This window comes from Salinibacterium amurskyense, from assembly GCF_002797685.1.
GTDB classification, from domain to species: domain Bacteria; phylum Actinomycetota; class Actinomycetes; order Actinomycetales; family Microbacteriaceae; genus Rhodoglobus; species Rhodoglobus amurskyensis.
The window spans coordinates 1,174,289-1,196,307 of record NZ_PGFH01000001.1 but is presented as its reverse complement, the minus strand read 5'-3'; the positions used below and the strand labels follow the sequence as shown (position 1 = coordinate 1,196,307).

General features: G+C 61.9%; 24 protein-coding genes. 10 read left to right on the top strand and 14 right to left on the bottom strand.

Annotated features, from left to right (window positions below; genetic code table 11):
• Positions 1–12: 12 nt before the first annotated feature.
• The 4 genes from CLV85_RS05680 to CLV85_RS05665 form a co-directional block, all read right to left on the bottom strand.
• Positions 13–648, bottom strand: coding sequence for a ribonuclease HII (locus tag CLV85_RS05680; protein WP_100388598.1), 636 nt, complete (start codon positions 646–648; stop codon positions 13–15).
• A 3-nt stretch (positions 649–651) separates the two neighbouring features.
• Entirely contained in the window at positions 652–1,407 is a 756-nt protein-coding gene (lepB, locus tag CLV85_RS05675) for a signal peptidase I (RefSeq protein ID WP_100388597.1), read from the bottom strand.
• 65 nt (positions 1,408–1,472) lie between these two features.
• Entirely contained in the window at positions 1,473–1,820 is a 348-nt protein-coding gene (gene rplS, locus CLV85_RS05670) for a 50S ribosomal protein L19 (protein ID WP_100388596.1), read from the bottom strand.
• Between the two features lie 130 nt (positions 1,821–1,950).
• A complete protein-coding gene (locus tag CLV85_RS05665) occupies positions 1,951–2,436 on the bottom strand; it encodes an MFS transporter (RefSeq protein WP_205030336.1) in 486 nt (161 codons plus the stop codon).
• A gap of 70 nt (positions 2,437–2,506) precedes the next feature.
• On the opposite strand from CLV85_RS05665, the gene CLV85_RS05660 reads away from it, so the two are divergent.
• Complete coding sequence (locus CLV85_RS05660) at positions 2,507–3,133, top strand: TetR/AcrR family transcriptional regulator (protein ID WP_100388595.1); 627 nt, start codon at positions 2,507–2,509, stop codon at positions 3,131–3,133.
• Positions 3,130–3,897, top strand: a complete 768-nt coding sequence (gene map / locus CLV85_RS05655) for a type I methionyl aminopeptidase (RefSeq protein ID WP_100388594.1) — start codon at positions 3,130–3,132, stop codon at positions 3,895–3,897. The genes CLV85_RS05660 and map overlap by 4 nt, the downstream gene beginning before the upstream one ends.
• Before the next feature lie 76 nt (positions 3,898–3,973).
• On the opposite strand, the gene CLV85_RS05650 is transcribed toward map, so the two are convergent.
• From CLV85_RS05650 to ffh, 7 genes are all read right to left on the bottom strand, one after another.
• Positions 3,974–4,582 (bottom strand): hypothetical protein, encoded by a 609-nt coding sequence (locus tag CLV85_RS05650; RefSeq protein ID WP_100388593.1) that lies wholly within the window; start codon positions 4,580–4,582, stop codon positions 3,974–3,976.
• 43 nt (positions 4,583–4,625) lie between these two features.
• The gene (gene trmD / locus CLV85_RS05645) at positions 4,626–5,312 is read right to left on the bottom strand and encodes a tRNA (guanosine(37)-N1)-methyltransferase TrmD (protein WP_100388592.1); all 687 of its coding nucleotides are present in this window, start codon (positions 5,310–5,312) and stop codon (positions 4,626–4,628) included.
• Between the two features lie 16 nt (positions 5,313–5,328).
• Positions 5,329–5,922, bottom strand: coding sequence for a ribosome maturation factor RimM (rimM, locus tag CLV85_RS05640; protein ID WP_373296758.1), 594 nt, complete (start codon positions 5,920–5,922; stop codon positions 5,329–5,331).
• Positions 5,923–6,021: 99 nt separating this feature from the next.
• On the bottom strand, positions 6,022–6,258 hold the full coding sequence (locus CLV85_RS05635; protein WP_100388591.1) for an RNA-binding protein: 237 nt from the start codon (positions 6,256–6,258) through the stop codon (positions 6,022–6,024).
• 3 nt (positions 6,259–6,261) lie between these two features.
• Positions 6,262–6,711 (bottom strand): 30S ribosomal protein S16, encoded by a 450-nt coding sequence (gene rpsP, locus CLV85_RS05630; RefSeq protein WP_100388590.1) that lies wholly within the window; start codon positions 6,709–6,711, stop codon positions 6,262–6,264.
• Positions 6,712–6,906: 195 nt separating this feature from the next.
• Complete coding sequence (locus tag CLV85_RS05625; RefSeq protein WP_100388589.1) at positions 6,907–7,689, bottom strand: LLM class F420-dependent oxidoreductase; 783 nt, start codon at positions 7,687–7,689, stop codon at positions 6,907–6,909.
• Positions 7,690–7,779: 90 nt separating this feature from the next.
• Complete coding sequence (gene ffh / locus CLV85_RS05620; RefSeq protein WP_100388588.1) at positions 7,780–9,342, bottom strand: signal recognition particle protein; 1,563 nt, start codon at positions 9,340–9,342, stop codon at positions 7,780–7,782.
• A 77-nt stretch (positions 9,343–9,419) separates the two neighbouring features.
• On the opposite strand from ffh, the gene CLV85_RS05615 reads away from it, so the two are divergent.
• Both CLV85_RS05615 and CLV85_RS05610 read left to right on the top strand, forming a co-directional pair.
• On the top strand, positions 9,420–10,304 hold the full coding sequence (locus CLV85_RS05615) for an LLM class flavin-dependent oxidoreductase (protein ID WP_100388587.1): 885 nt from the start codon (positions 9,420–9,422) through the stop codon (positions 10,302–10,304).
• A 4-nt stretch (positions 10,305–10,308) separates the two neighbouring features.
• A complete protein-coding gene (locus CLV85_RS05610) occupies positions 10,309–10,830 on the top strand; it encodes a gamma carbonic anhydrase family protein (RefSeq protein ID WP_100388586.1) in 522 nt (173 codons plus the stop codon).
• A 21-nt stretch (positions 10,831–10,851) separates the two neighbouring features.
• On the opposite strand, the gene ftsY is transcribed toward CLV85_RS05610, so the two are convergent.
• Positions 10,852–11,721, bottom strand: a complete 870-nt coding sequence (gene ftsY, locus CLV85_RS05605) for a signal recognition particle-docking protein FtsY (protein WP_100388585.1) — start codon at positions 11,719–11,721, stop codon at positions 10,852–10,854.
• Between the two features lie 55 nt (positions 11,722–11,776).
• On the opposite strand from ftsY, the gene CLV85_RS05600 reads away from it, so the two are divergent.
• Positions 11,777–12,340 carry a histidine phosphatase family protein gene (locus CLV85_RS05600; protein ID WP_100388584.1) on the top strand — a complete coding sequence of 188 codons (564 nt, stop codon included), beginning with the start codon at positions 11,777–11,779 and terminating at the stop codon, positions 12,338–12,340.
• On the opposite strand, the gene CLV85_RS05595 is transcribed toward CLV85_RS05600, so the two are convergent.
• Positions 12,337–16,032 carry an AAA family ATPase gene (locus CLV85_RS05595; protein WP_100388583.1) on the bottom strand — a complete coding sequence of 1,232 codons (3,696 nt, stop codon included), beginning with the start codon at positions 16,030–16,032 and terminating at the stop codon, positions 12,337–12,339. The two genes, CLV85_RS05600 and CLV85_RS05595, sit on opposite strands and share 4 nt — an antisense overlap.
• Before the next feature lie 243 nt (positions 16,033–16,275).
• Between CLV85_RS05595 and CLV85_RS05590 the strand changes: the two genes are divergently transcribed.
• Positions 16,276–17,346 (top strand): GNAT family N-acetyltransferase, encoded by a 1,071-nt coding sequence (locus CLV85_RS05590; RefSeq protein ID WP_100388582.1) that lies wholly within the window; start codon positions 16,276–16,278, stop codon positions 17,344–17,346.
• Between the two features lie 21 nt (positions 17,347–17,367).
• Here the strand turns inward: CLV85_RS05590 and CLV85_RS05585 are convergent, their stop codons facing one another.
• The gene (locus tag CLV85_RS05585; protein ID WP_100388581.1) at positions 17,368–18,312 is read right to left on the bottom strand and encodes an Lrp/AsnC family transcriptional regulator; all 945 of its coding nucleotides are present in this window, start codon (positions 18,310–18,312) and stop codon (positions 17,368–17,370) included.
• A 234-nt stretch (positions 18,313–18,546) separates the two neighbouring features.
• Here CLV85_RS05585 and CLV85_RS05580 point away from each other — a divergent pair, with 234 nt between their 5' ends.
• The 4 genes from CLV85_RS05580 to CLV85_RS05565 are packed head-to-tail and all read left to right on the top strand — an operon-like array spanning position 18,547 to position 22,002.
• The gene (locus CLV85_RS05580; RefSeq protein ID WP_157847479.1) at positions 18,547–19,401 is read left to right on the top strand and encodes a transporter substrate-binding domain-containing protein; all 855 of its coding nucleotides are present in this window, start codon (positions 18,547–18,549) and stop codon (positions 19,399–19,401) included.
• 60 nt (positions 19,402–19,461) lie between these two features.
• Complete coding sequence (locus CLV85_RS05575) at positions 19,462–20,211, top strand: amino acid ABC transporter permease (RefSeq protein WP_100388579.1); 750 nt, start codon at positions 19,462–19,464, stop codon at positions 20,209–20,211.
• Positions 20,212–20,213: 2 nt separating this feature from the next.
• On the top strand, positions 20,214–20,996 hold the full coding sequence (locus tag CLV85_RS05570) for an amino acid ABC transporter ATP-binding protein (RefSeq protein ID WP_100388578.1): 783 nt from the start codon (positions 20,214–20,216) through the stop codon (positions 20,994–20,996).
• Entirely contained in the window at positions 20,986–22,002 is a 1,017-nt protein-coding gene (locus tag CLV85_RS05565; protein ID WP_100388577.1) for a C-terminal binding protein, read from the top strand. The genes CLV85_RS05570 and CLV85_RS05565 overlap by 11 nt, the downstream gene beginning before the upstream one ends.
• The last annotated feature ends 17 nt before the right edge of the window (positions 22,003–22,019 follow it).

Sequence of the window (22,019 nt, the reverse complement as noted above, 5' to 3'; positions counted from 1 at the left end):
TTGTAGGCCGCGCTAGCGCAACCATGTGTGCCGATGAAGTTCGGTGGCACCAAGACTGCGCACGGCCTCGAAATGCGCTGCCGAACCGTAGCCTTTGTTGCTCGGCCAGCCATAGCCGGGGTACTCCCCGTCGGCCTCAATCATGAGGCGATCCCGGTGCACCTTGGCCACCACGGATGCCGCAGCAACCGAGACACAGTCACGGTCGGCCTTCACCCTGGTCTGCACTCGCGGCGCAACGGTCAGGGCGCCACTGAGCCAGTCGGTGCTGCCGTCCAGCAGCACCACGCTCGACATGACGTCGAGGCCTGCTTCATGCAATTGGATGAGCGCGCGCTTGCCGGCCAGCCCCAAAGCGGCCGTGATGCCGATCGCATCGATCTCTGTGGCATCCGCGTAGCCAACGGCAGAAAGTGGTGCCCACTCGAGCGTGAGCGGCTCAAGAAGTTCGCGCCGTTTCTGGCTGAGCATCTTGGAGTCACGCAGTCCCACCGGCCAGACGCCATGGGCAGGGGTCATCGCCGTCATGCCAACGCCAACAGGGCCGGCGATCGCGCCACGACCGACCTCGTCGCAACCGATTACCGCTCGCGCACCTGCATTAAAGAGTTCACTCTCGACCTCGCTGTGCGGGTCTGACACTGCCACAATCTACTCGGCGTTCTGCGTGACCCGCTGGAACGTCGTGGAGTAGTTGTCGAGCATGGTCCACCGCTCGGTGGGCCAGCTGATCAAGAAGGCACGCCCCACGACAGAGTCAATCTTCACAAAACCGCCCGTGGGGTCATCTTTATGAAACGCGGAGTCAGCAGAGTTGTAGCGGTTGTCACCCATGACCCAGATGGAGTCGTCGGGCACCGTGACCGAGAAGTCTACTTGAGTCGCTTTGGTAACAGCATCCGGCAGCAGAATGTAGGGCTCCTCAAGCGGGATGCCGTTGACGATTATCTGGCCGAATTCGTTGCAGCATTCCACGGTGTCGCCGGGCAGCCCGATGACTCGCTTGATGAGGTGATTGCTGCTGTCAGGGGCGCTGAGACCCACGAACGCGAGAACACCGTCGACAGCGCCGACGAACCAGTTCTCAGGCTCACTCGAAACTGCGGGAAGCCAACCACCCGGATCGGTGAAGACAACGACGTCGCCATGCTCGACCGGGAAGAGAGCGGGCTCAAGCTGGTTGACCAGAATGCGGTCGTCAATTTGCAGCGTGTTTTCCATCGACGACGACGGAATGTAGAACGACCGCACGAGGTACGTCTTGATCAAGAAAGAAATCACGATCGCGGCCACGAAGATGATCAGAAGATCACGAAGAAACAGCTTCCAGCCGCCCGTCTTCTTGGCGGCACGGTGGCGCTCGCTGTTGCTGCTGGGCAGCGCGTCGTCAACAGTATTGTTTGTCATTAAACCCCAAAGCTCCCAGCAAGCATATGCCGCTGGGAGCCATTGGTTTGTGAATTACGCGAGTGTTAGTTGTCGCGCTTCTCTTTGATCTTCGCCTTCTTACCGCGCAGGTCGCGCAGGTAGTACAGCTTGGCGCGGCGAACGAGTCCACGCGAAACGACCTCAATGTGGTCGATTACGGGCGAGTGAACCGGGAAGGTACGCTCTACGCCGACCTGGAAGCTGATCTTACGAACAGTGAAGGTCTCGCGAACGCCGTGGCCTGAACGACCGATTACAACGCCCTGGAACACCTGAATACGCGAGCGCGTACCTTCGATGATGTTTACGTGAACCTTGACGTTATCGCCGGCACGGAAGTCAGGAATGTTGTCTTTGAGAGACGCCTTGTCGACGCCATCGAGGATATGCATTAGTAATCGCTCTCTGCGCCCGCCATGAGTCGAACGCACTTAGTTAGATAAGAAAATTTGTGCTTCAAGCGGTTACGACGCCCTCATGGCAGAGTCGTGCGCGAGCACAATCGATAATTCTGCCACACATTCAGTCGAAAGTGCGATTCTCTTCGGCTTCGAGGATGATGACGCGACCGTTGTCGAGGTTCTCCCCCGGCCGTGAGGGCCTTTGCGCGTCGCGCTCGAAGCCCTCGACGAGGCTCGTAAAGCGATTGCGGGTCTCGGTGACGAGCTGCCAGAGCGCGATCCAGAACGCCGCGATGGCAACAATCACGATGAGCGCGGCCGGGAACGGAGCATCCACAAAGCCATAGATGATGATCGCCGCGTGCCAGGCGGCAAGAACCCCGGCATCAATCCACGACACCTGCTTCGAATCGCGCACACTCTTACGGGCGACCGTGAGCCCCGCGATGGCCAGCAGGGCAAAAGCCAGAATCGGGCACAGGATAAGGAACAGTACGAAATCCCAGCCCACGCTCGAACCGTAGATGCCGCGGGCGATCAATACCCACAGCGGCAACACGATTACAGCGATGAACTGCCAGTAGTAGAACGCGCGCCTAATCATCATGGTTCTCAGGGTATCTTCGTTGTGATCAGGAATGCTGAGAAGCATCAGACCGAAAGACCAGGTATCCCCCGTGCCCAACCCCGCGAACGTTCGCACCGAACCAGTGCAGCAGCGGAGTGCAGAACGAATCAACGTGCTCCTCGATGCGGCCGCGGTACTGCTCGATGAAGTCGGAATCGACGCGCTCACCACGAGCGATGTATCGAAGCGAGCGCAGTCCTCTGTTGGCGTTATCTACCGCTACTTCCCCAACATCCAGTCGCTGCTTCGGGGTTTGGCGTCGCGCAACTTCGACAAGTACCGCGCCGGGCTCTCGGCAACTCTCAATAAACGCGCAACCAACGCTCTTGACGCCCTCAACGTTGCGATCGACGTTTACATTGAACTCTGCCGCACCGAGCCGGGTTTTCGAGTGCTGTCGTTCGGCAACATCATCGACCGCCGTTTCAACGTCGATCGCAAGAGCAACAACACGGCGCTGGCCGAGATTTTGACCGACCTTCTGGTAACCACCTACGAAGTTCCGGCCTCGGATGCCCTCGCTTTCGATATCGAAGTGACGGTAGAAATCGCCGATTCACTCCTCGAGCGTGCATTCTTGTATGACCCGCGCGGTGAAGAACCGTTTATCGACAAGCTCCGAGAGTTCATTGCGCAACTCTTGGCACCGCACACGAAAGAGGCAGCTACCGCATGATCGAGTTGAGAACCCCCGCCGAAATCAATGAGATGAAGGCAGCCGGCGAGTTTGTGGCCAGCGTTCTGACCGCAACGGAAGCGGCCTCCAAGGTGGGCACCAACCTGCTCGAGATTGATGCCCTCGCGCACAGCATGATCCGCGAACGTGGTGCCGAGAGTTGCTACATCGACTACCACCCCTCGTTCGGCGCTTCGCCCTTCGGCAAGGTTATTTGCACGTCTGTCAACGACGCCGCCCTGCACGGACTCCCCCACGACTACACGCTAAAAGATGGCGACCTCTTGAGCCTCGACTTCGCTGTTGCGGTCGATGGCTGGGTTGCCGACTCTGCGATCACCTTCGCCGTGGGCACTCCCCGCGACGAAGACCTCAAGCTGATGGATGCCACCTCGCGCGCCCTGGACGCCGGCATCGCCGCCGCCATCGTTGGCAACCGCATCGGCGCCATCTCGGCCGCCATCGGAGACGTCGCCTACGGCGCAGGCTACGAAGTGAACCTCGACTTCGGTGGTCACGGCGTTGGCCGCGAAATGCACGGCGACCCGCACATCCCCAACGACGGCAAGGCACGCCGCGGCATGCCGCTGAAGCCCGGCCTCGTATTTGCGATCGAGCCATGGCTCATGATCGGCACCGACGACATCTACACGGATGACGACGGCTGGACACTGCGGAGCATCGACGGCTCTCGCGCCGCCCACTTCGAGCACACGGTTGCGGTTACCCCCGATGGCCCGCTCGTTCTCACTGCGCGCAAGTAAGCGCCCGCAAGTCAGCGAACTGCGCGAACCGGCACGCGACTAGCCACCGAGCGGCAACGGACGTGCGCCGCCCACGCTAGTTCTGAGCGCCGGCGCGAACCTCAAGCTGAATCGGCGGCACCGTCGTCGTGTAATCCCAAGCGCCCTCGCTGTTGGTACCCGCCTGCGGGATCGCGAACAGCACGTCGTACGTGGTGGTGTCGGTGCAACCCGCCGAATCGGGGTGGGTTTCGTGACCCACACGAACACTGTCGGGTTGTGGAAGCACCCAGACGGCAATGAGTTCGCACGACTGCACCTCGGTCGTGATGACCATGTCGGCACCGCCAAGAGTCGCCGCGAGGTCGCCGCGCGCCTGCACCACCTCGTCGTCGTCGGCATCCACCAGCACCTCGACCGCGGGCCAGGCGTCCACCGACACCGCAGACTGCGTGTAACCGCTCGGCAGCGGGTGCGCAGCGAGATCCGCGAAGGTGACGTCGTCAACGGTCATCCGCCGCGTCGTGAGGGTTGAATCGCTCGACTCCCCCGCCCCGCCTTCAGTACTCGAGGTGGATGCGGGCCCTGGCGTCGCAGAGCCAGCCGACGAGTCGACTTTCTCGGTCGCCGTCGCGGTGCATCCGGCCAGCAGGGCAATGGCGGCAATCGCGGCGAAGAAAGAACTGTGGGTCGATCGGAAAGTCATGCGTCCATGTTTTCACACGGGCCGAAATGCGGTGAGAGTTGTACTACTCGCCGTCAGGCAGAAGATCGGGGCGCACTCGACGCGTGCGTTCGAGCTGCTGCTCGTAACGCCAATCGGCGATCGCCTTGTGGTTTCCGCTCAGCAGCACCGGCGGCACGGAGCGTTCACGCCACGTCGACGGTTTCGTGTAGCTGGGGTACTCAAGCAGGCCGTTCTCGTGGCTTTCCTCGGTGAGGCTTTCGGGGTTTCCCACCACGCCCGGCACCAGACGGCCAATCGCTTCGATCATGGCCATCGTGGCGACTTCGCCACCGTTGAGCACATAATCGCCCAAGCTGATCTCGCGAACACGAACCGTATCCGCGGCGTAGTCGATAACGCGCTGGTCGATGCCCTCGTAGCGGCCGCACGTGAAGACGAGATGCTTCTCTTGGGCCAACTCGCGGGCTGCTGCCTGCGTGAAAGGAACACCGGCAGGGCTCGGAACGATGACTACCGTTTCGGGCGTGAGCGTGGCATCCAGCGCTTCACCCCACGGCTCGGGGCGCATGACCATTCCAGCGCCACCACCGTAGGGAGTGTCGTCGACAGTGCGGTGACGATCATGCGTGTAGTCACGCAGATCGTGCACGCCCAACTCGATGATTCCGCGCTCGCGCGCTTTACCAAGCAGAGAAATGTCTAGCACCCCGAAGAAATCCGGGAAGATCGTCAGAATGTCGATGCGCACTCGTCGACCCTTACTGTTAGTCGGATTCGGTGGAGTTGCCTGCGTCGTCGGCAGCCGTCTCAGTGGCGTCTGTCTGAGTGGCGTCTGTCTGAGTGGCTTCTGTCTCAGTGACGCCTGCCTCAGCAACATCTGCTTCAGCAGCCGCAGCCTCGTCAGCGATCTCTTCGAAGAGTCCTGGCGGAGGCGTAACAACCATCTCGCCCGCTTCGATGTCGACGCTCGCCACGATCGATTTCACAAACGGAACCAGCACATCGCCGTTATCCGTCGTCACAGTCAGCAGATCTTGCGCGGGGAAATGATCAACCTGCGCGAGAGTACCGACCTGTTTGCCGTCACGGATGACCTTGAGGCCGATGAGCTGGTGGTTGAACCACGCATCCTCTTCTGGCGCCTCGTTGGGATCGTGATCGATCCAGAGAATAGCTTTTACAAGCTTTTCTGCAGCACTGCGGTCAGGAACGCCCTTGAAGAACGCGACCGGCTGTGCGTTGAACCACTTGAGCTCTACGAGCTCTAGTGTCTTTCCGTGCCACGGAGAACTCGTGGGCACTTGGAGAGAAAACACGGCGCCCGGAACGAAACGACGTTCCGGGGCATCCGTGTACATCTCAACTTTGATCGCTCCCTTAAGCCCGTGAGCTTTCGTCAAGCGCCCCACTCGCAACTGTGTGCGACCTTCGCGGGGAATCTTTGTTTCGCTCACTGGCTAGAAGTCAGTGTCGACAACGTCGACACGCACCTTGCGACCATCGGCCAGAGCCGTGATCAGCGTGCGCAGAGCTTTCGCGGTGCGACCAGAGCGACCGATGACACGGCCGAGATCCTCTGGGTGCACGCGAACCTCGAGGAGGTCACCGCGCTGCGTGTTTTTCGCAACGACTTGGACCTCGTCGGGGTGGTCAACGATTCCCTTGACGAGATGTTCTAAAGCGGGAGCGAGCAATTGCTAAGCCTTGTCTGCGTCAGCGGCAGGAGCTTCAGCGGGAGCCTCGTCAGCGACGGGAGCCTCTGCAGCAGGTGCCTCTTCAGCCTTAGGCTCAGCCTTTTCAGTCTTGGGCTTGAGAACAGGCTTCTTCTTCTCGTCAGCCTGGAACTCAGCCTTAGCTTCCTTGACCTTGACGGTGCTGACAGCGTTCTTGTCACCCTTGAACTTGCCCCAGTCGCCGGTCAGCTTGAGGATAGCCTCAACCTGCGGGCTGGGCTGGGCGCCAACGCTCAACCAGTACTGCGCACGCTCGGACTCGACCTCGATGAACGAGGGCTCCTCGGTGGGGTGGTACTTTCCGATTTCTTCGATGACACGACCATCGCGCTTCTTGCGCGAGTCGGCAACGACGATGCGGTAGAACGGTGCACGGATCTTGCCCATGCGCTTCAAACGAATCTTTACAGCCACAATTCTCCTGATTTAAATGTTTATTGGTGGCGAACCGCTAGCCGTGAGCGTGGGGGCACACTCGGCAGAAAAGCTCTAGTGGATTCCATCCGGGCCTGATTAGAGGGTCGGGCTACGGAGGACTCAACCGCCTATTCTGCCAGAGTTTTGCGCGCTTCGGGAACCGATCGCCAATAAAGCCCCAAAGAGGTGCCGTTAACCGTTCTGAGAGTCACGCCACGCGAGCCACTGCTTGGCCGCCGTGAGGTCGTACTCGGGGCCAGTAATGCCCAACGTGAAGAGCGTGATGCCCTGCTCGCGCATGCTGTCGGCGTCTTCAACGCTCTTGTCGCGCAGCTCGTTCGAGATTTCAATTTCGTTGATATCGCGGCCGACGGTCTCGCAGTGGCCGGCGAGAACGCTCAGCTTGTGAACGAGCTCGTCACCAGTTGCGAAGCTGTGCCAGATGTCGGCGTGCTTGGCTACGAGCTTGAGAGTCTTCTTCTCTCCCCCACCACCGATGAGCACGGGGATCTTGCGCGTCGGCGCCGGGTTCAATTTGCCCCAGCGCGACTCGATGCGCGGCAAGGCTTCAGCGAGAGCATCCAACCGCGAACCGGCAGTGCCGAACTCGTAGCCGTACTCCTGGTAGTCGCGCTCGAACCAGCCCGAGCCCGTGCCGAAGATGAAGCGGCCGCCGCTGATGTGGTCAAGCGTACGAGCCATATCGGCCTGCAGGTCGGGGTTGCGGTAGCTGTTGCAGTTCACGAGCGTGCCGAACTCGACCCGGCTCGTCATCTCAGCCCACGATGCGAGCTCGGTCCACGCTTCAAAGTGGAGGCCGTCTGGTTCGCCATAAAGCGGGAAGAAGTGATCCCAGTTGAAGAGAACGTCAACTCCGAGCTGTTCAAGCTCTTTTACGCGGTCACGAATGACCGAGTATTCGGCGTGCTGGGGTTGAAGTTGAACGGCAATACGAACGGGACGGCTCTGTGTCATAGCTCCACAGTATCCCGAGCGAGCGACACAACGAAGAGCAAATCCACGTGCTCCGCGGGTAGCACAAACGTGCACACGCTCTCGTGCGTATTAGCGGCCGAGGAACTTCTGCAGGCTCTCGAGTTCTTCCGGCGACGGACCTCCTGCAGGAGCCTTGGCGCCGCCGAGACCGAAGCCTGAGCCGGAGGGAGCCGAGGGGGCGACCGCGCCCTGAGCGCGAGCAGCATCTTCCGCTGCGCGCTTGGCGGGGTTACCCGACTTCGAGCCCTTCTTCTTCTGGTTCTTCTTCGACGACTTACCACCGTGGCCACCGGGGATCGGGCCCATGCCCGGAATCTGCGGCACGCCACCCTTCGCAACGGTCTTCATCATCTTGGCCGCCTGCTCGAAGCGATTGACGAGAGCGTTCACCTCGGTAACGGTCGTTCCCGAACCGCGCGCAATACGCACGCGACGAGAGCCGTTGAGGAGCTTCGGGGTGGTGCGCTCTTGCTTGGTCATCGACTGGATGATGGCCTCGGTGCGCGTGATTTCCGACTCATCGAAGTTGTCGAGCTGCTCGCGCATACCCTTGGCGCCGGGAAGCATGCCGAGCATGCCCTTGATCGAGCCCATGTTCTTGAGCTGCTGCATCTGCTGCAGAAAGTCATCAAGCGTGAAGGTGTCAGTCGCGAACTTCTCGGCGACCTTGCGCGACTCTTCTTCGTCAAACGTTTTCTGCGCCGTCTCGATGAGGGTGAGGATGTCACCCAGGTCGAGGATGCGGCTCGCCATGCGGTCGGGGTGGAACGGCTCGAAGTCGTCAAGACCTTCACCCGTCGAGGCGAACATGATCGGGCGCCCGGTGATGGAGGCAACGGACAGCGCTGCACCACCGCGAGCATCACCATCAAGCTTCGACAGCACGACACCCGTGAAGTCAACGCCCTCTTGGAAGGCGCGAGCAGTGGTGACGGCGTCTTGACCGATCATCGCGTCAATAACGAAAAGTACTTCGTCAGGGTCAACAGCCTTGCGAATGTTGGCGGCTTGCTTCATCAGCTCGGCATCCACACCCAAACGACCAGCGGTGTCAATGATCACGACATCGTGCTGCTTGTCTTTGGCAAACTTCATGGCCTGCTTCGAAACCTTGACCGGGTCACCCTTGCCGTTACCCGGCTCAGGCGCGAAGACGGCTACGCCCGCCTGCTCAGCAACTACCTGCAGCTGCGTGACGGCGTTGGGGCGCTGAAGGTCGGCAGCGACCAGCAGCGGCGTGTGGCCGTCAGCCGCAAGCCACTTGGAGAGCTTTCCGGCGAGCGTCGTCTTACCGGCACCCTGCAGGCCCGCGAGCATGATGACGGTCGGCGGGTTCTTAGCGAACTGGATGCGGCGGGCTTCGCCACCGAGAATCGTGACGAGCTCGTCGTTGACGATCTGCACCACCTGCTGCGCGGGGTTCAGCGCAGCAGAAACTTCGTGGCCGAGAGCACGTTCGCGAACGCGACCCGTGAACTGCTTAACAACCTCGAGCGCAACGTCAGCTTCGAGCAGGGCGCGGCGAATCTCGCGAACGGTGCCATCGACATCCGCTTCGCTGAGCTTGCCCTTGCCGCGCAGGTTCTTGAAGGTATCCGCGAGGCGGTCGGTGAGATTTCCAAAAGTGGCCATGATGCCACCAGTTTAAGGTGTCTTTTGCTGTGCTGCGACTCCACAACGCCGACAGAGGCTCGGAGTAGGGTGAGAACGTGAGACACGGAATCGTCATACTGCCCCAACAGCCGTGGGCTGAAGCCCAACATCGCTGGATTCAGGCCGAAGAAATGGGCTTCGATCACGCGTGGATTTACGACCACCTGTCGTGGCGATCTCTCGCCGATGAGCAGTGGTACGCCACCATTCCCACGCTCACGGCAGCCGCGAGCGTGACGAGCCGCATCGGGCTTGGCACTTTTGTCGCCTCGCCCAACTACCGGCATCCGGTTCCCTTTGCCAAAGAACTCGCGACCCTCGACGATGTGAGCGCTGGCCGCTTTCTGCTCGGCGTCGGCTCGGGCGGCACAGGTTTCGACGCGACGGTGCTCGGCCAAGATGAGCTCACTCCGCGCCAACGTCATGCCCGTTTCGACGAGTTTGTGCGCGGACTCGACGAGCTACTGCGCTTCGAAGACCCCGGCAGCGGCGGCATCAGCTTCAGCGGCGACTGGTTTACTGCCGTCAACGCTCGGATGGTCGGGGCGCCTGCCCAACGACCACGCATGCCCTTCGTGGTCGCCGCCGAAGGCCCCCGCGGCCTGCGCTTGACCGCCGAACTGGCCGATGGCTGGCTCACTCTCGGCCGCACCGCCGACACCCTCGACGAGTGGTGGCAGATTGTCGCCGACACCGCCGCGCGCATGGATGACGCGCTCGAGAAGGCCGGCCGAGCATCCGCGAGCCTCGATCGCTACCTCAATCTGGATGGCGCACCCCAATTCAGCCTCGAAAGCGTCGACACGTGGGAAGACGCCGTCGGTCGCGCCGACGCCCTCGGCTTCACCGACGTGATCGGGCACTGGCCCCGCGCCGACGGCATCTACGCCGGCAAAGAAAGCGTGCTGACCGAGATCGCCTCGCGCTTCGCGCTAGCTTAGAGACATGACTGCTCTTATCGTGACTCTCGCCGGACACACACCCCAGGTTGCCGACAGCGCTTTCGTCGCACCCAACGCCACCCTTATCGGGCAGGTCACGCTCGCTGAGCGCGCGAGCATCTTCTACGGCGCCGTGCTGCGCGGCGACACCGACTCCATCACGATCGGCGAAGGCTCGAACCTGCAAGACAACGTCACGGTGCACTGCGACGAGGGCATCCCCACCTCCGTCGGATCCGGCGTGAGCGTGGGCCACGGCGCTGTGCTGCACGGCTGCACCGTCGAAGACGACTGCCTCATCGGCATGAGCGCCACCGTGCTCAACGGTGCCGTTATCGGAACCGGCTCGCTCGTGGCGGCGGGCGCCGTCGTTCTCGAAGGCACCATCATCCCGCCCGGATCGCTCGTGGCCGGAGTGCCCGCTAAGGTTCGCCGCGAACTCAGCGACGAAGAGAAGGCTGGCGTTCGCGAGAATGCCGCGCACTACCTCGAGCTGTCTGCCGCGCACAAAGCAGTCGGCAACTAGCCAGCGGGCATTTGCCCCGAACTAGCCGATGAGACCCTGCACGTAGACGTGCGGGGTGAAACCGGTGAGATCGTTAATGCCCTCACCCTGCCCAACGAGTTTGATCGGGATGCCTGTGCGCTCCTGAACGGCGAGGACGAAACCGCCCTTCGCTGAACCATCGAGCTTCGTGATGACCAATCCGGTCACTCCCGCGTGCTGAATGAACGCTTCAGCCTGAGCCACACCGTTCTGGCCTGTCGTCGCGTCGAGCACGAGCAACACCTCGGCGATCTCCGTCTGCTTCTCGACGACGCGACGAATCTTGCCGAGCTCATCCATGAGACCGCTCTTGGTCTGCAAACGACCAGCGGTGTCGATGATGGCGATGTCGATGCCGTCGCGTTGAGCGCGCTCCACGGTTTGGAAAGCAACGGATGCCGGATCCTGGCCCTGCTGCTGCGGGCGCACAATCGATGCTCCCCCGCGCTCGGCCCACGTCGCCAGCTGCTCAACGGCAGCGGCGCGGAACGTGTCTGCTGCACCCACGACCACCGAGCGGCCGTGGCCGACGAGGAACTTCGTGAACTTGCCGATCGTGGTGGTCTTTCCGACGCCATTGACGCCCACAACCAGTACGACCGCAGGGCGGGCGCTGAGAGTGAGGGTCGGGTCGAGACGAGCGAGACGCTCCTCGAGAGTTTCGCGCAGCATCCGCTTCAAGTCTGCGGGGTCGTCGGTGCGGAACTTCGCCACGCTTGCTCGCAACTCATCGATGACCGACTCGGTGATGTCGGGGCCGAAGTCGGCCGAGATCATCGCGTCTTCGAGATCGTTCCACGTATCAGCGTCGATCGTGTCGCGCGCGAACATAGATTTGAGTGCGCCCGAGAGCGACCAGGATGCTGCCATGACTACAGGTTAAGGCAGGTGCATGCCGCTTCCCTAACCGCGCTAGGGTTTTTGGATGCTCTCATTGATTCGCCATGGCCAAACTGACTGGAACGCTGCCGGACGCATGCAAGGTTCCAGCGACATCCCGCTCAACGACACCGGTCGCCAGCAGGCGCGGGAGGCCGTTGAAGTTCTGCGCGATTCCGAGTGGGACATCATTGTCAGCTCTCCCCTGCAGCGTGCGCGCGAAACTGCCCAGATCATCGCCGACGGCTTGGGCCTCGAGCTTGGCCGCAGCTACGACCTACTCATCGAGCGCCACTACGGCGAAGGCGAAGGCCTCACCAAGGTCGAAATCGATGAGCGCTGGCCGAACAGCACCGTTTACCCGGGGCTCGAATCTCTGCACAACGTTGTGGAACGCGGCATCGCTGCCCTCAACGAAATCACGCACGATTACCCCGGCAAGAAAGTGATCATCGTGTGCCACGGCACGATCATTCGCTACACCCTGTCGGAACTGGCTGGCCGCGACTTCGACCAGATCATCAACGGTTCCGTCTCCACCGTCGAGAAGCTGCACAGCGGCTGGTGCGTGCACACCGTGAACGGCGAACCGCTCAAGCGAATCGACTAGCTCGCGTCCGCTGAGGCGGTCTCTTTGGCGACGCGCTGGCCGACAACGGCGCTGATACCGTCGGCGCGCATGCTGACGCCGTAGAGAGCATCCGCAATTTCCATCGTGCGCTTTTGGTGCGTGATGACGATGAGTTGGCTCGTCTGGCGTAGGTCTTCGAAGATTGCGAGCAGGCGACCCAGGTTGGCGTCATCGAGCGCGGCCTCGACCTCGTCCATGATGTAGAACGGGCTGGGGCGCGCCTTGAAGATCGCGATCAGGAGCGCGACGGCAGCGAGCGAACGCTCACCACCGCTCAGCAGAGACAGTCGTTCGATCTTCTTACCGGCGGGCTTCACAGTGACCTCGATACCTGTCGTCAGAAGGTCATCCGGGTTAGTCAAGAAGATGCTGCCGGTGCCACCAGGGAACAGCACAGGGAACACGTCGTTGAAGGCGTTCTTGGTGTCTTCGAAAGCGCTCGCGAAGATCGACTGCATCTTGTCATCGAGTTCGTCGATGATTGTCAGCAGGTCCTTGCGGGTGTTCGTGAGGTCGGTGAGCTGCTCGGTCAAGAACTTGTGACGCTGTTCGAGAGCGTCGAACTCTTCGAGCGCGAGCGGGTTCACCCGGCCCAAGCGAGCAAGTTTGCGCTCGGCTTTCTGCAGTCGAGCTTCCTGCTCTGCACGCACAAAGGGGCGACCGGATGCCACGGGCTCGGCAGTCTCATCCGAGTCACCATCGGTGGCGCTGTCGTTGCGGTCAGCGATGTTGTCGTCACTGCGGACGTTGCTGTCTCTGTCGTTGTCGTTGGCGCTGGCGCTGGCGCTGGGCTCTTCGCTACTGGAGCCGCCAGCAGCCGTCTTAGGCTCGACGCTCGGGTCGCTCACGCGATCGTCGGGAACCGGCACCTCGGGGCCATATTCCGCCACGAGTACATCTTCGACGAGACCGAGTTCTTCGCCCGATCGTTCGAGCAGGCTCGAGAGATGCAGCTTCTTCTCGTAGATCTGCATTTCGAGGCCGTGCACGCTTTCGCTGACGGCCGAGAGACGCTCACGCAGCGCAGACTCTTCACGGCGCAATGCCGAAAGCTCTTCGTTCTGCGCTGAGCGCTCTGCTTCTTTCGAGGCGAGCGAAACGCGTGCCTCCGATAGGGAACGATCAACAGAATCGAGCACCGCGGGCAACATCTCGACGACCTTGGTGGCGGATGCCATCTGTCGTTGACGAATAACGGCCAGCCGGGCCTGCTCTTGCGCTGCTTCGCGCTCGCGCACGAGCTGGGCTGCGAGTTGTTCGGCGCGCGCACGCTCAGCGCGCACCCGCTCGCGGATGGTCTCCATCTGAATGCGCAGCTCGACTTCGCGAGCCCGGGCGGCATCCACTTCGGCCAGCATGGGTTCGCGTTCGGAGACGTCGAGCATGGGGCGCGGAGCAGCCTGGTACTTGTCTGCCGCGGTTTGCGCGCGAGCCACTTCGGTGGTCGCGTCGGCTACCGCTTCTTCGGCAACGTCGACCGCGCGGGCTAGGCGGTCACACTCGGCCTGGGCTGCTTCGGCCTGGATGCGGTGGCGGCCAAGCAATTCGGATTGCGCGGCAAGCTGGGCGTCATACTCGCGCAGGGCAACCAGAGCGGCTTCGGCATCGGCCTTGGCGGAGGTGAGTTCACGGCGCTTCTCGTCGAGCTCGAAACTCGTGCGCTCAATCTGGGTCGTGACGACACCGAGTTTGTCGGCGGCGGCATCCCGCTCGGCGACGAGTTCGAGGCGCGAACGCTTGGCGCCAGAGCCTCCGCGCAGCACGAACTGAGTGAGTACGTCGCCGTCGCGAGTGACGAAGGTCAGGTCGGCGGCGTTCGACAGCGATCCGTAGGCGGCGCGAGCAGCCTCGAGATCGTCGGCGATGAGCACGTGAGTGAGGAGACCGTGAACGCCATCAGGCGCGGTGACGACGTCGGTGGCGGGCACGGTGCCGGCCGCCGTTCCGAGCGATACGCTCTGCTTCGCGGCGTTGGCCACAACCACTTCAACGCGACCGAAATCGCGCGAGGCAGACTCGGCCAGCGCATCAATGGCCGAATCGCGGTCATCGGCGAGTACGGCATCCGCAAGCGTGCCGAGAGCGGCAGCGATCGCCGCTTCGTAGCCGGGCGTGATTTTGACGTGCTCAGCAACGAGACCGCGGATGCCCGAGAGCTGAGCCGCGACGAGAGCGCTGGAGCCATCTTTCTGATCAACCGCAAGCGACAGCGCTGAGTTGCGGGCGGCGAGCGCATCACGCTCACGCTCGGAGGTGTGGAGTGCTTCGCGCAGGGCTTCGATCTCTGCCTGAACGCTCGATACTTTCGCTTCGGCGGCTTCGTACGCGGTGTCGAGCGAGCCATCGGTTTCGATCGTGGAGTTGCCGGCCTCGGCTTCGAGCGCTTCGAACTCAGCCTGAGCGGCCTCGCGGCGAGCCTGCGCTTCGGCGAGCGCCTGCTGCTGACGCACGAGTTCACCCTGGGCTGCGGTCAGAGTGGAGGTGGCGACTTCAACGCGAGCGGTGAGCCCGGCGCTCTCCAACTCGTGACGCGACACGAGCGCACTCTGCGCGGCGATTTCTTCGTCGAGCGAGTCGAGCGCAGCCTTCGCTGTGGCGGTTGCGGCAGCAGCAGCGGCGACGGCCTTCTCGGCATCCGCGACACCGGCGGCAAGAAGATCGGCTTCAGCATTGACCTCGTCGACGAGGGTTTGGCTGACGCTGTTGTTGGAGACGGGCGCATCGCTCTGCTGCCCGAGTAGCGAGAGGCGCTGGTTGGCGAGCGTGTACAGACTGCGCAGGCGCTCTTGCACCGATTCGAGGCCGAAGGCCACGCGACGCGCCTCATCAACGTCGTCACCGACCTGCGCCTGTTCGAGGCGGGCTTCGCGCAACTTGTTCTGGTCGAGCTGCTCTTGCAACACGATGCGCTGCGTTTTGCGTTCGCTCTCGCTGCGGCTGAAGTCGTTGATGCTGGAGCGCAGTTCAACGACTTCGTCGGCAAGGAGGCGAGCGCGCGCATCCCGAACGATCGAAGCAATCGAGGCTGCCTCTTTGGCGATCTCGGCCTGCTGGCCTAGGGGCTTGAGCTGGCGACGGATCTCCCCCGCCAAGTCGGAAAGACGCGTGAGGTTCGCCTGCATCGCGTCGAGCTTGCGCAGCGTCTTTTCTTTGCGACGACGGTGCTTGAGGATGCCGGCGGCTTCTTCGATGAAACCGCGACGGTCTTCAGGGCTGGCGTGCAACACCGCATCCAGCTGGCCTTGGCCAACGATGACGTGCATTTCGCGACCCAGACCGGAGTCGCTCAGGAGTTCTTGAACGTCGAGCAGGCGGCATGAGGTGCCGTTGATCGCGTATTCGCTGCCGCCGTTGCGGAACAGGGTGCGGCTGATGGTGACTTCGCTGTACTCAATCGGCAGCGCGCCATCCGCGTTATCGATCGTGAGAATGACCTCGGCGCGACCCAGCGGACCCTTGGTGGCGGTTCCGGCAAAGATGACGTCTTCCATCTTGCCGCCGCGCAAAGTTTTGGCACCCTGCTCACCCATGACCCAGGCGAGAGCATCCACCACATTCGACTTGCCCGAACCGTTGGGGCCGACGACACACGTCACGCCCTGTTCGAACGCAAAAGTGGTCGGTTGAGCGAACGACTTGAACCCTTTGAGGGTCAAACTCTTGAGGTACACGTCACCGCCCGGTCGTTGCTGGTCTCAGCGTTGGTCAAATCTCTGACCAAGTTGCTGGTCAGAACCTTGCTATACGGTACCGGATGCGCGGGGCCCGGCCGTTCTGCCGCGCAGGTGTCGCGCCGCGCCCGGCCGCCGGTGACACTCGGCGGCACACGGGCCGCACCTCTAGCGCGCGGCGGAGTCGCAGCGTATTCTGGTCGGCTACCTCCGTAGCGCTTACCCCCGCAGATTGGTGCGCTCATGTCAGAGATCAAGATCTCACCCCTCGAGATTCCCCGTGCCCTTGCCGCTGACGGCTCGGATGACTTCACCGCCGCCAACACCCTGCGTAATCAAACCGACGAGACGGTGCAGGCGTATCCCGAACTGGCGTATGACCCGGTTGTCGAGATTGCTATCTGGCAGCCCAGTACGTTCGAAGAGCGCAGGATGCTCGTCGCCCGCGACAAGGGCCGCATCGTCGGCCGCGGCGACTACGCCACACAGGTGGGAGACGAAGCGGATACCGCGTGGATCAACGCCTACGTGCATCCCGACTATCGGCGCCGCGGTATCGGCAGCCGGCTACTTACCGAGCTCGAGAAGGTCGCGGCGGATGCGGGCAAACGCAAAGTTCATGTATATGTGTCGAGCCTCCCGAGCGAGGGTGCGCTGCTCGCCGCCCCGACCGGCTTTGGTGCGGTTCCGCGCGACGCCGCGGGAACTCAGTTTCTCGGGACGCATCGCTACAGCTTTGAGCAGGTTGAGCGGGTAAGCCGACTCCCCCTCCCCGTTCCGGGGTTGCACTCTTTGGTGGATGACGCGATCAAGCGGTGCAGTCGCGACTACGCCGTGCATGAGTGGGCCGGACCATGCCCGGAGAAGTGGCGCGATGACCTTGCACTGCTCTACACCCGCATGAGCACGGATGAACCAAGCGCGGGCCTCGAACCACCCGAGGATGTATGGACCGCGGAGCGCGTGAACGAACAAGATCAGCGGCTGCTCGAAGGCACGGCGACAGCGGTCTACGCGGCCATCGAGCACATTGCCTCGGGCGAACTCGTGGCTTACACCTCGCTGATGGTGCCGCAACAGCTCGAACTCGCGGTGCTCCAAGACAACACCATCGTGCTCGGCGAACATCGCGGTCACCGCCTCGGCAACCTTCTCAAGGTGTTGAATCTGGCCCACCTCGAACGCGTCGCGCCGGGGCATCCCTCGGTCATCACCTACAACGCCGAAGAGAATCGCCCCATGCTCTCGGTGAACGAAGCCGTCGGGTTCGTTCCTATCGGGTACGAAGGCGCGTGGAAGAAAGAGTTGCGCTAGCGCGCGGCAGCGCCCTCGAACTTAGGGGGCTGCGACTGCAGCGCGATCGGCAAGCACTGCGGCGCCTTCGCGGATGCGGTGCAGGCTGTGCTGGTAACGCTCCTTGTGGATGCGGGCGTGCAGCCAGGTTTCTAGCGACGTCACTCCAGCGAGTCCACGCAGCGCTGCCACGAAGTCGTTGAACTCACCCAGCGTGGGGAACGAGATGGTGGAGACGAAATCGAAGCGACCGATCGTGCGTGCCATGAACTCGACCCCGGCCTGCTCGTCGATGAGCCGCACTAGAGGCTCCAAGTCCCCCTGGGTGATAAAGCCGAAGCCGAAGGTGAGGTGCGATGTCATGTCGGTGCGCTGGCGCATGAGTCCAATGCGCATCGCCCCTGTCTCGGTCAGACGGTTGATGCGGGTGCGGCATCCGCTGATTGACAAGTCGACGGCCTCGGCCAGTTCGGCGTAGCCCATACGGCCGTCTTGCTGGAGTAATTCCATGAGCTTGAGGTCGGTCGAGTCGATCGGCAGGTCAGCCAAGGCTGGCTCTTCGCCCAAGAAGAAGCTCTTGAGCGTGCGTTCGTAGACGAGCACTTGAACGTCAACGACTCCCTCGCAAGCACGGATCGCCCGAATCTCATCGTGGAGCTCCGCCATGGTTGTGGTGTGGAGCTCCGAGATCAGTTGATACTTTCCCGTGCGCTCAGAAACGAACACCGGCGAGTTCAACTGACAGATGCGTTCGGCCAGCTGCCCGGCATCCCCCTCGGTCTGAATCGACAGGTGCGCGAGCACGTGAAGCCCCAAGAGACGCGGATGCACGGCAGCAATAATGCGGATGTCGCCGGACTGCAACAACGGGTTGATGCGCTTAGCGATACTGGCCCGGTTGGTGTCGAGCTGGCGGGCGATATCGCTAAACGACGTTCTGCCGTCGTGGCGCAAGATTGCGAAAGATTGCTCGGTTAACTGGTCCACGCGGCCAGACTATCCCAGCACCGCCCCGAACCGTAGCGTTTTGTCACAATATTGGGCAATAAACCCAGATTCATCGCATTATTCACACTCGTTTGTTACAAGTTTGCGTCCTATTGGTTGCCTGAGTGCAAATATGCATTGACAACACCCCCGGGTATGAACACAATGGTCAGAACCAAGTCACCCTCCCAGCACCTCCACCGGGTGAATCGCTCTGCAGCCACAGGAGAAACAATGAAGAAATCGATCATCGGCATCGCCGCCGGCATCTCGGTAGCAGCCTTGTTGACGGGCTGTGCCGCCGGCACAGACTCTGCAACAGACACCGACGCCGCCGTTTCGTCCAACGCACCCGAAGGCCTCGTTAACGCGAACACCTTCACCGCGTGCATTGACCCGGAATACGCTCCCCTTGAGTACTACGCCGACTCCACCGGCGGAGACATCATCGGCTTCGACGCCGACGGCATCCGCGCTGTAGCGGACTACTGGGGTGTTGAAACCAAGTTTGAAGTGACCTCGTTCGACGGCCTCATGCCCGGGCTCCAGTCCGGCAAGTGCGACGTCATCTTCGGCGGGCTTTACATGAGCGAGGAACGTCTGCAAATTGCCGACGCCGCCGCCGTCATGAACGCTGGCCCCGCCGCACTGGCAGCACCCGACCTCGCAGCGAAGTTGAAAGAGGGCGACGACCTCTGCGGGCTCAAGGTTGCTACCCAGTCGGCATCTAGCAACTCCGTGAGTGTTCAGAAGCTCAGCGACGACTGCGTTGATGCCGGCAAGGAACCGATCACGAACACCGAGTACCCCAAGACGGCCGAAACCGTACTCGCCGTTATCAACGGCAAGTCCGACGTTCTCGTTGAAACCAACGTTGCAGCCGCCTACATGGCGACCCAGAACGACGGCCTTCTCGCCGTAGCTAACGGCGTGTTCGACCCCGACACCACGTTCGGAGTCTTCACCCCCAAGGACGGCGAGCTGAGCCCCGCCATCGCTGAAGCGCTCCGTGCGCTCTACGACGACGGAACTCTCGCGAAGATCGCCGCCGACTACAACCTCGACGCGTCGATCGTCGACGTTTACTAAGAACACTCGACTGTGGGTGGTCACCTCGCGTGACCACCCACAACCAGGGAGTCACACCACATGATCTTCGATCCAACAATCTTCTTCGAGCAGCTCGTCAACCCGGCCTATTTCTGGGGCGCACTGACCTCGATCGGCGTCGCAGCATTCTCGCTCGTCATCGCCACCGTTCTCGGCTTCTTTCTCGCCGTCGGTCGCACCTCCAAAAAGTCTTACTTGAGAGGTCCCTCCCACCTGTACGTGTGGTTCTTCCGTGCTCTGCCCGCACTGCTCGTTCTGCTCATCATGTGGAACGCCCTGCCCCAGATCATTCCAGCCCTGCGCTCGGACTGGTACACCCCGTTCATCGCAGCCTCCATCGGTCTTGGCCTCGTTGAAGCGGCATTCATGGCCGAGATCATCCGCTCAGCCCTCAGCAGCGTGGATGACGGCCAGGAACTTGCCGGCCGCGCCCTCGGCATGAAGCCCGGCTCCGTTATGCGCAAGGTGATCTTGCCGCAAGCGATCCGTACGGCGCTGCCGCCGACCGGTAACGAGTTCATCGGCCTCATCAAGTACTCCTCGCTGGCATCCGTGATCTCGCTGAAAGAGCTGCTCACGACCGCGCAAGTCGGTGTCAACATCACCTTCCGCTACGCCGAGTACTACGCCGTCGCAATCATCTACTACCTCGTCATCGTCTCGATCATCACGATCATTCAGAGCCGCATCGAGAGACGATTCCTCTGGACCTCGCGAGGTCTCAAGAAGAGCACGTCGCCTCTCTCGCTCAACACCCGCGCCCTCGCCACCGTTCCCAAGGAGAAGTAAGCATGAGCAACGAGACTCCGGCCACCGTGCCTACCCTCCAGGTGTCCAACCTCCACAAGGCCTATAACGGCAACGAAGTACTCAAGGGTGTCGAGTTCGCCGTGAACAAGGGCCAAGTCAAAGCGGTTCTCGGGCCGTCGGGTTCGGGTAAATCTACGATGCTTCGCCTGATGGCGCTGCTCGAGCCCGCCGATGCTGGTGAGATCTTGCTCGACGGAAAACGCATCGGTGCCTCCGACGCCAACGGTCGCATCGCGCACCACTCCGAGCGCAAGCTCGCCGTGCAGCGCCGCGATATCGGCATGGTTTTCCAAAAGTTCAACCTCTTTCCCCACCTCACCGCACTCGACAATGTGGCTCTCGGCCTCACTGATGTGCAGGGAGTCGGCAAGGTCGAAGCTCGCGAGCGTGCCTTCGAGATTCTCGACAAGGTCGGGCTCGCCGAGCGCGACGGACACTTTCCCTCCGAGCTCTCCGGTGGCCAGCAGCAACGCGTCGCGATTGCTCGCGCTCTCGTTCTCAACCCGCACGTCATGCTCTTCGATGAGCCGACATCCGCCCTCGACCCCGAACTGGTCGGCGAAGTTCTCGAGGTAATGGAGAACCTGGCTGCCGCCGGAATGACGATGATCGTTGTCACCCACGAGGTGCGCTTTGCCCGTCGGGCCGCTGACGAGGTCACACTGTTCGATGGCGGAGTGATCGTGGAGCAGGCCGAGCCGGCCGAGTTCTTCGAGAACCCGCAGCACGAGCGCACGAAGCAGTTCTTGAGCCATGTCCACTAACAGCGGCGACGAGCTTCGCGCCGTCTACACCGACCTTGATGGCACCGACTTCTCGGCCGGCCGCGATCTTCTCAGCGCTGCCGGTTTCGAGGTCAGCTACCTCGATTCTCTGGATGCTGAAGCAATCGTCGCTGGCGCAGCAGGCGCGAGCGCACTGCTCGTTGGTTACGCCCAGATCACTCGCTCAATGATGGAGCGGATGCCCTCGGTCAAGGTCATCGCTCTCATGTCGATGGGCTTCGACAACGTCGATGTGGATGCCGCTACCGAACACGGAATCTGGGTGACGACAATCGTCGGCGCCGCGACCGAAGAGGTCGCAACGCACGCCTTGGCGATGGCACTCCACCTGACTCGTGGCATCACGTTCTCGCAACAGGCGGTCGTTTTCGATCGCTGGAACGAGCGGGACACTCTCGTGCAACCGCGTCTGAGCGAGCTCACGCTCGGCCTCATGGGCCTGGGCCGGATCGGCATGAAGTTCGCCGAACTCGCGCGTCCACTGTTCGGCGAGATAATCGGCTACGACCCGTTTATTCCCGACACCGAGGAGACTCGCGAGCGCTTCGCCGCAGCGGGAGTTCGCCGCGTTGATGCTGACGCTGTCCGTTCGCAGTCCGACGTTCTGTCGCTGCACCTGCCGCTCACGAACGACACCGCGAACATGGTCGATGCCGACTTCCTCAGCTCGATGAAGCCGCTCTCGTACCTCATCAACGTGAGCCGTGGCGGACTTGTCGACAGCGCCGCCCTCCGCGCCTCCCTCGACAGCGGTCACCTCGCCGGCGCTGGCCTCGACGTGCTGGATGTCGAACCGCCGACCGCCGAGCATCCGCTCCTCGGTCATCCCCGGGCTCTGATCACGCCGCACATCGCCTACTTCTCTGGCCGCAGCGAAGCAGAGTATGTGCGCCTGCAGGCCCAGAACGTTGTTTCGTGGGCCTCAACCGGCACCCCCGACACTCCTCTCGTGTCGCTACCGGCACCCTCAACCTCCACTCACTAAGAACCTCACCGGAGTAC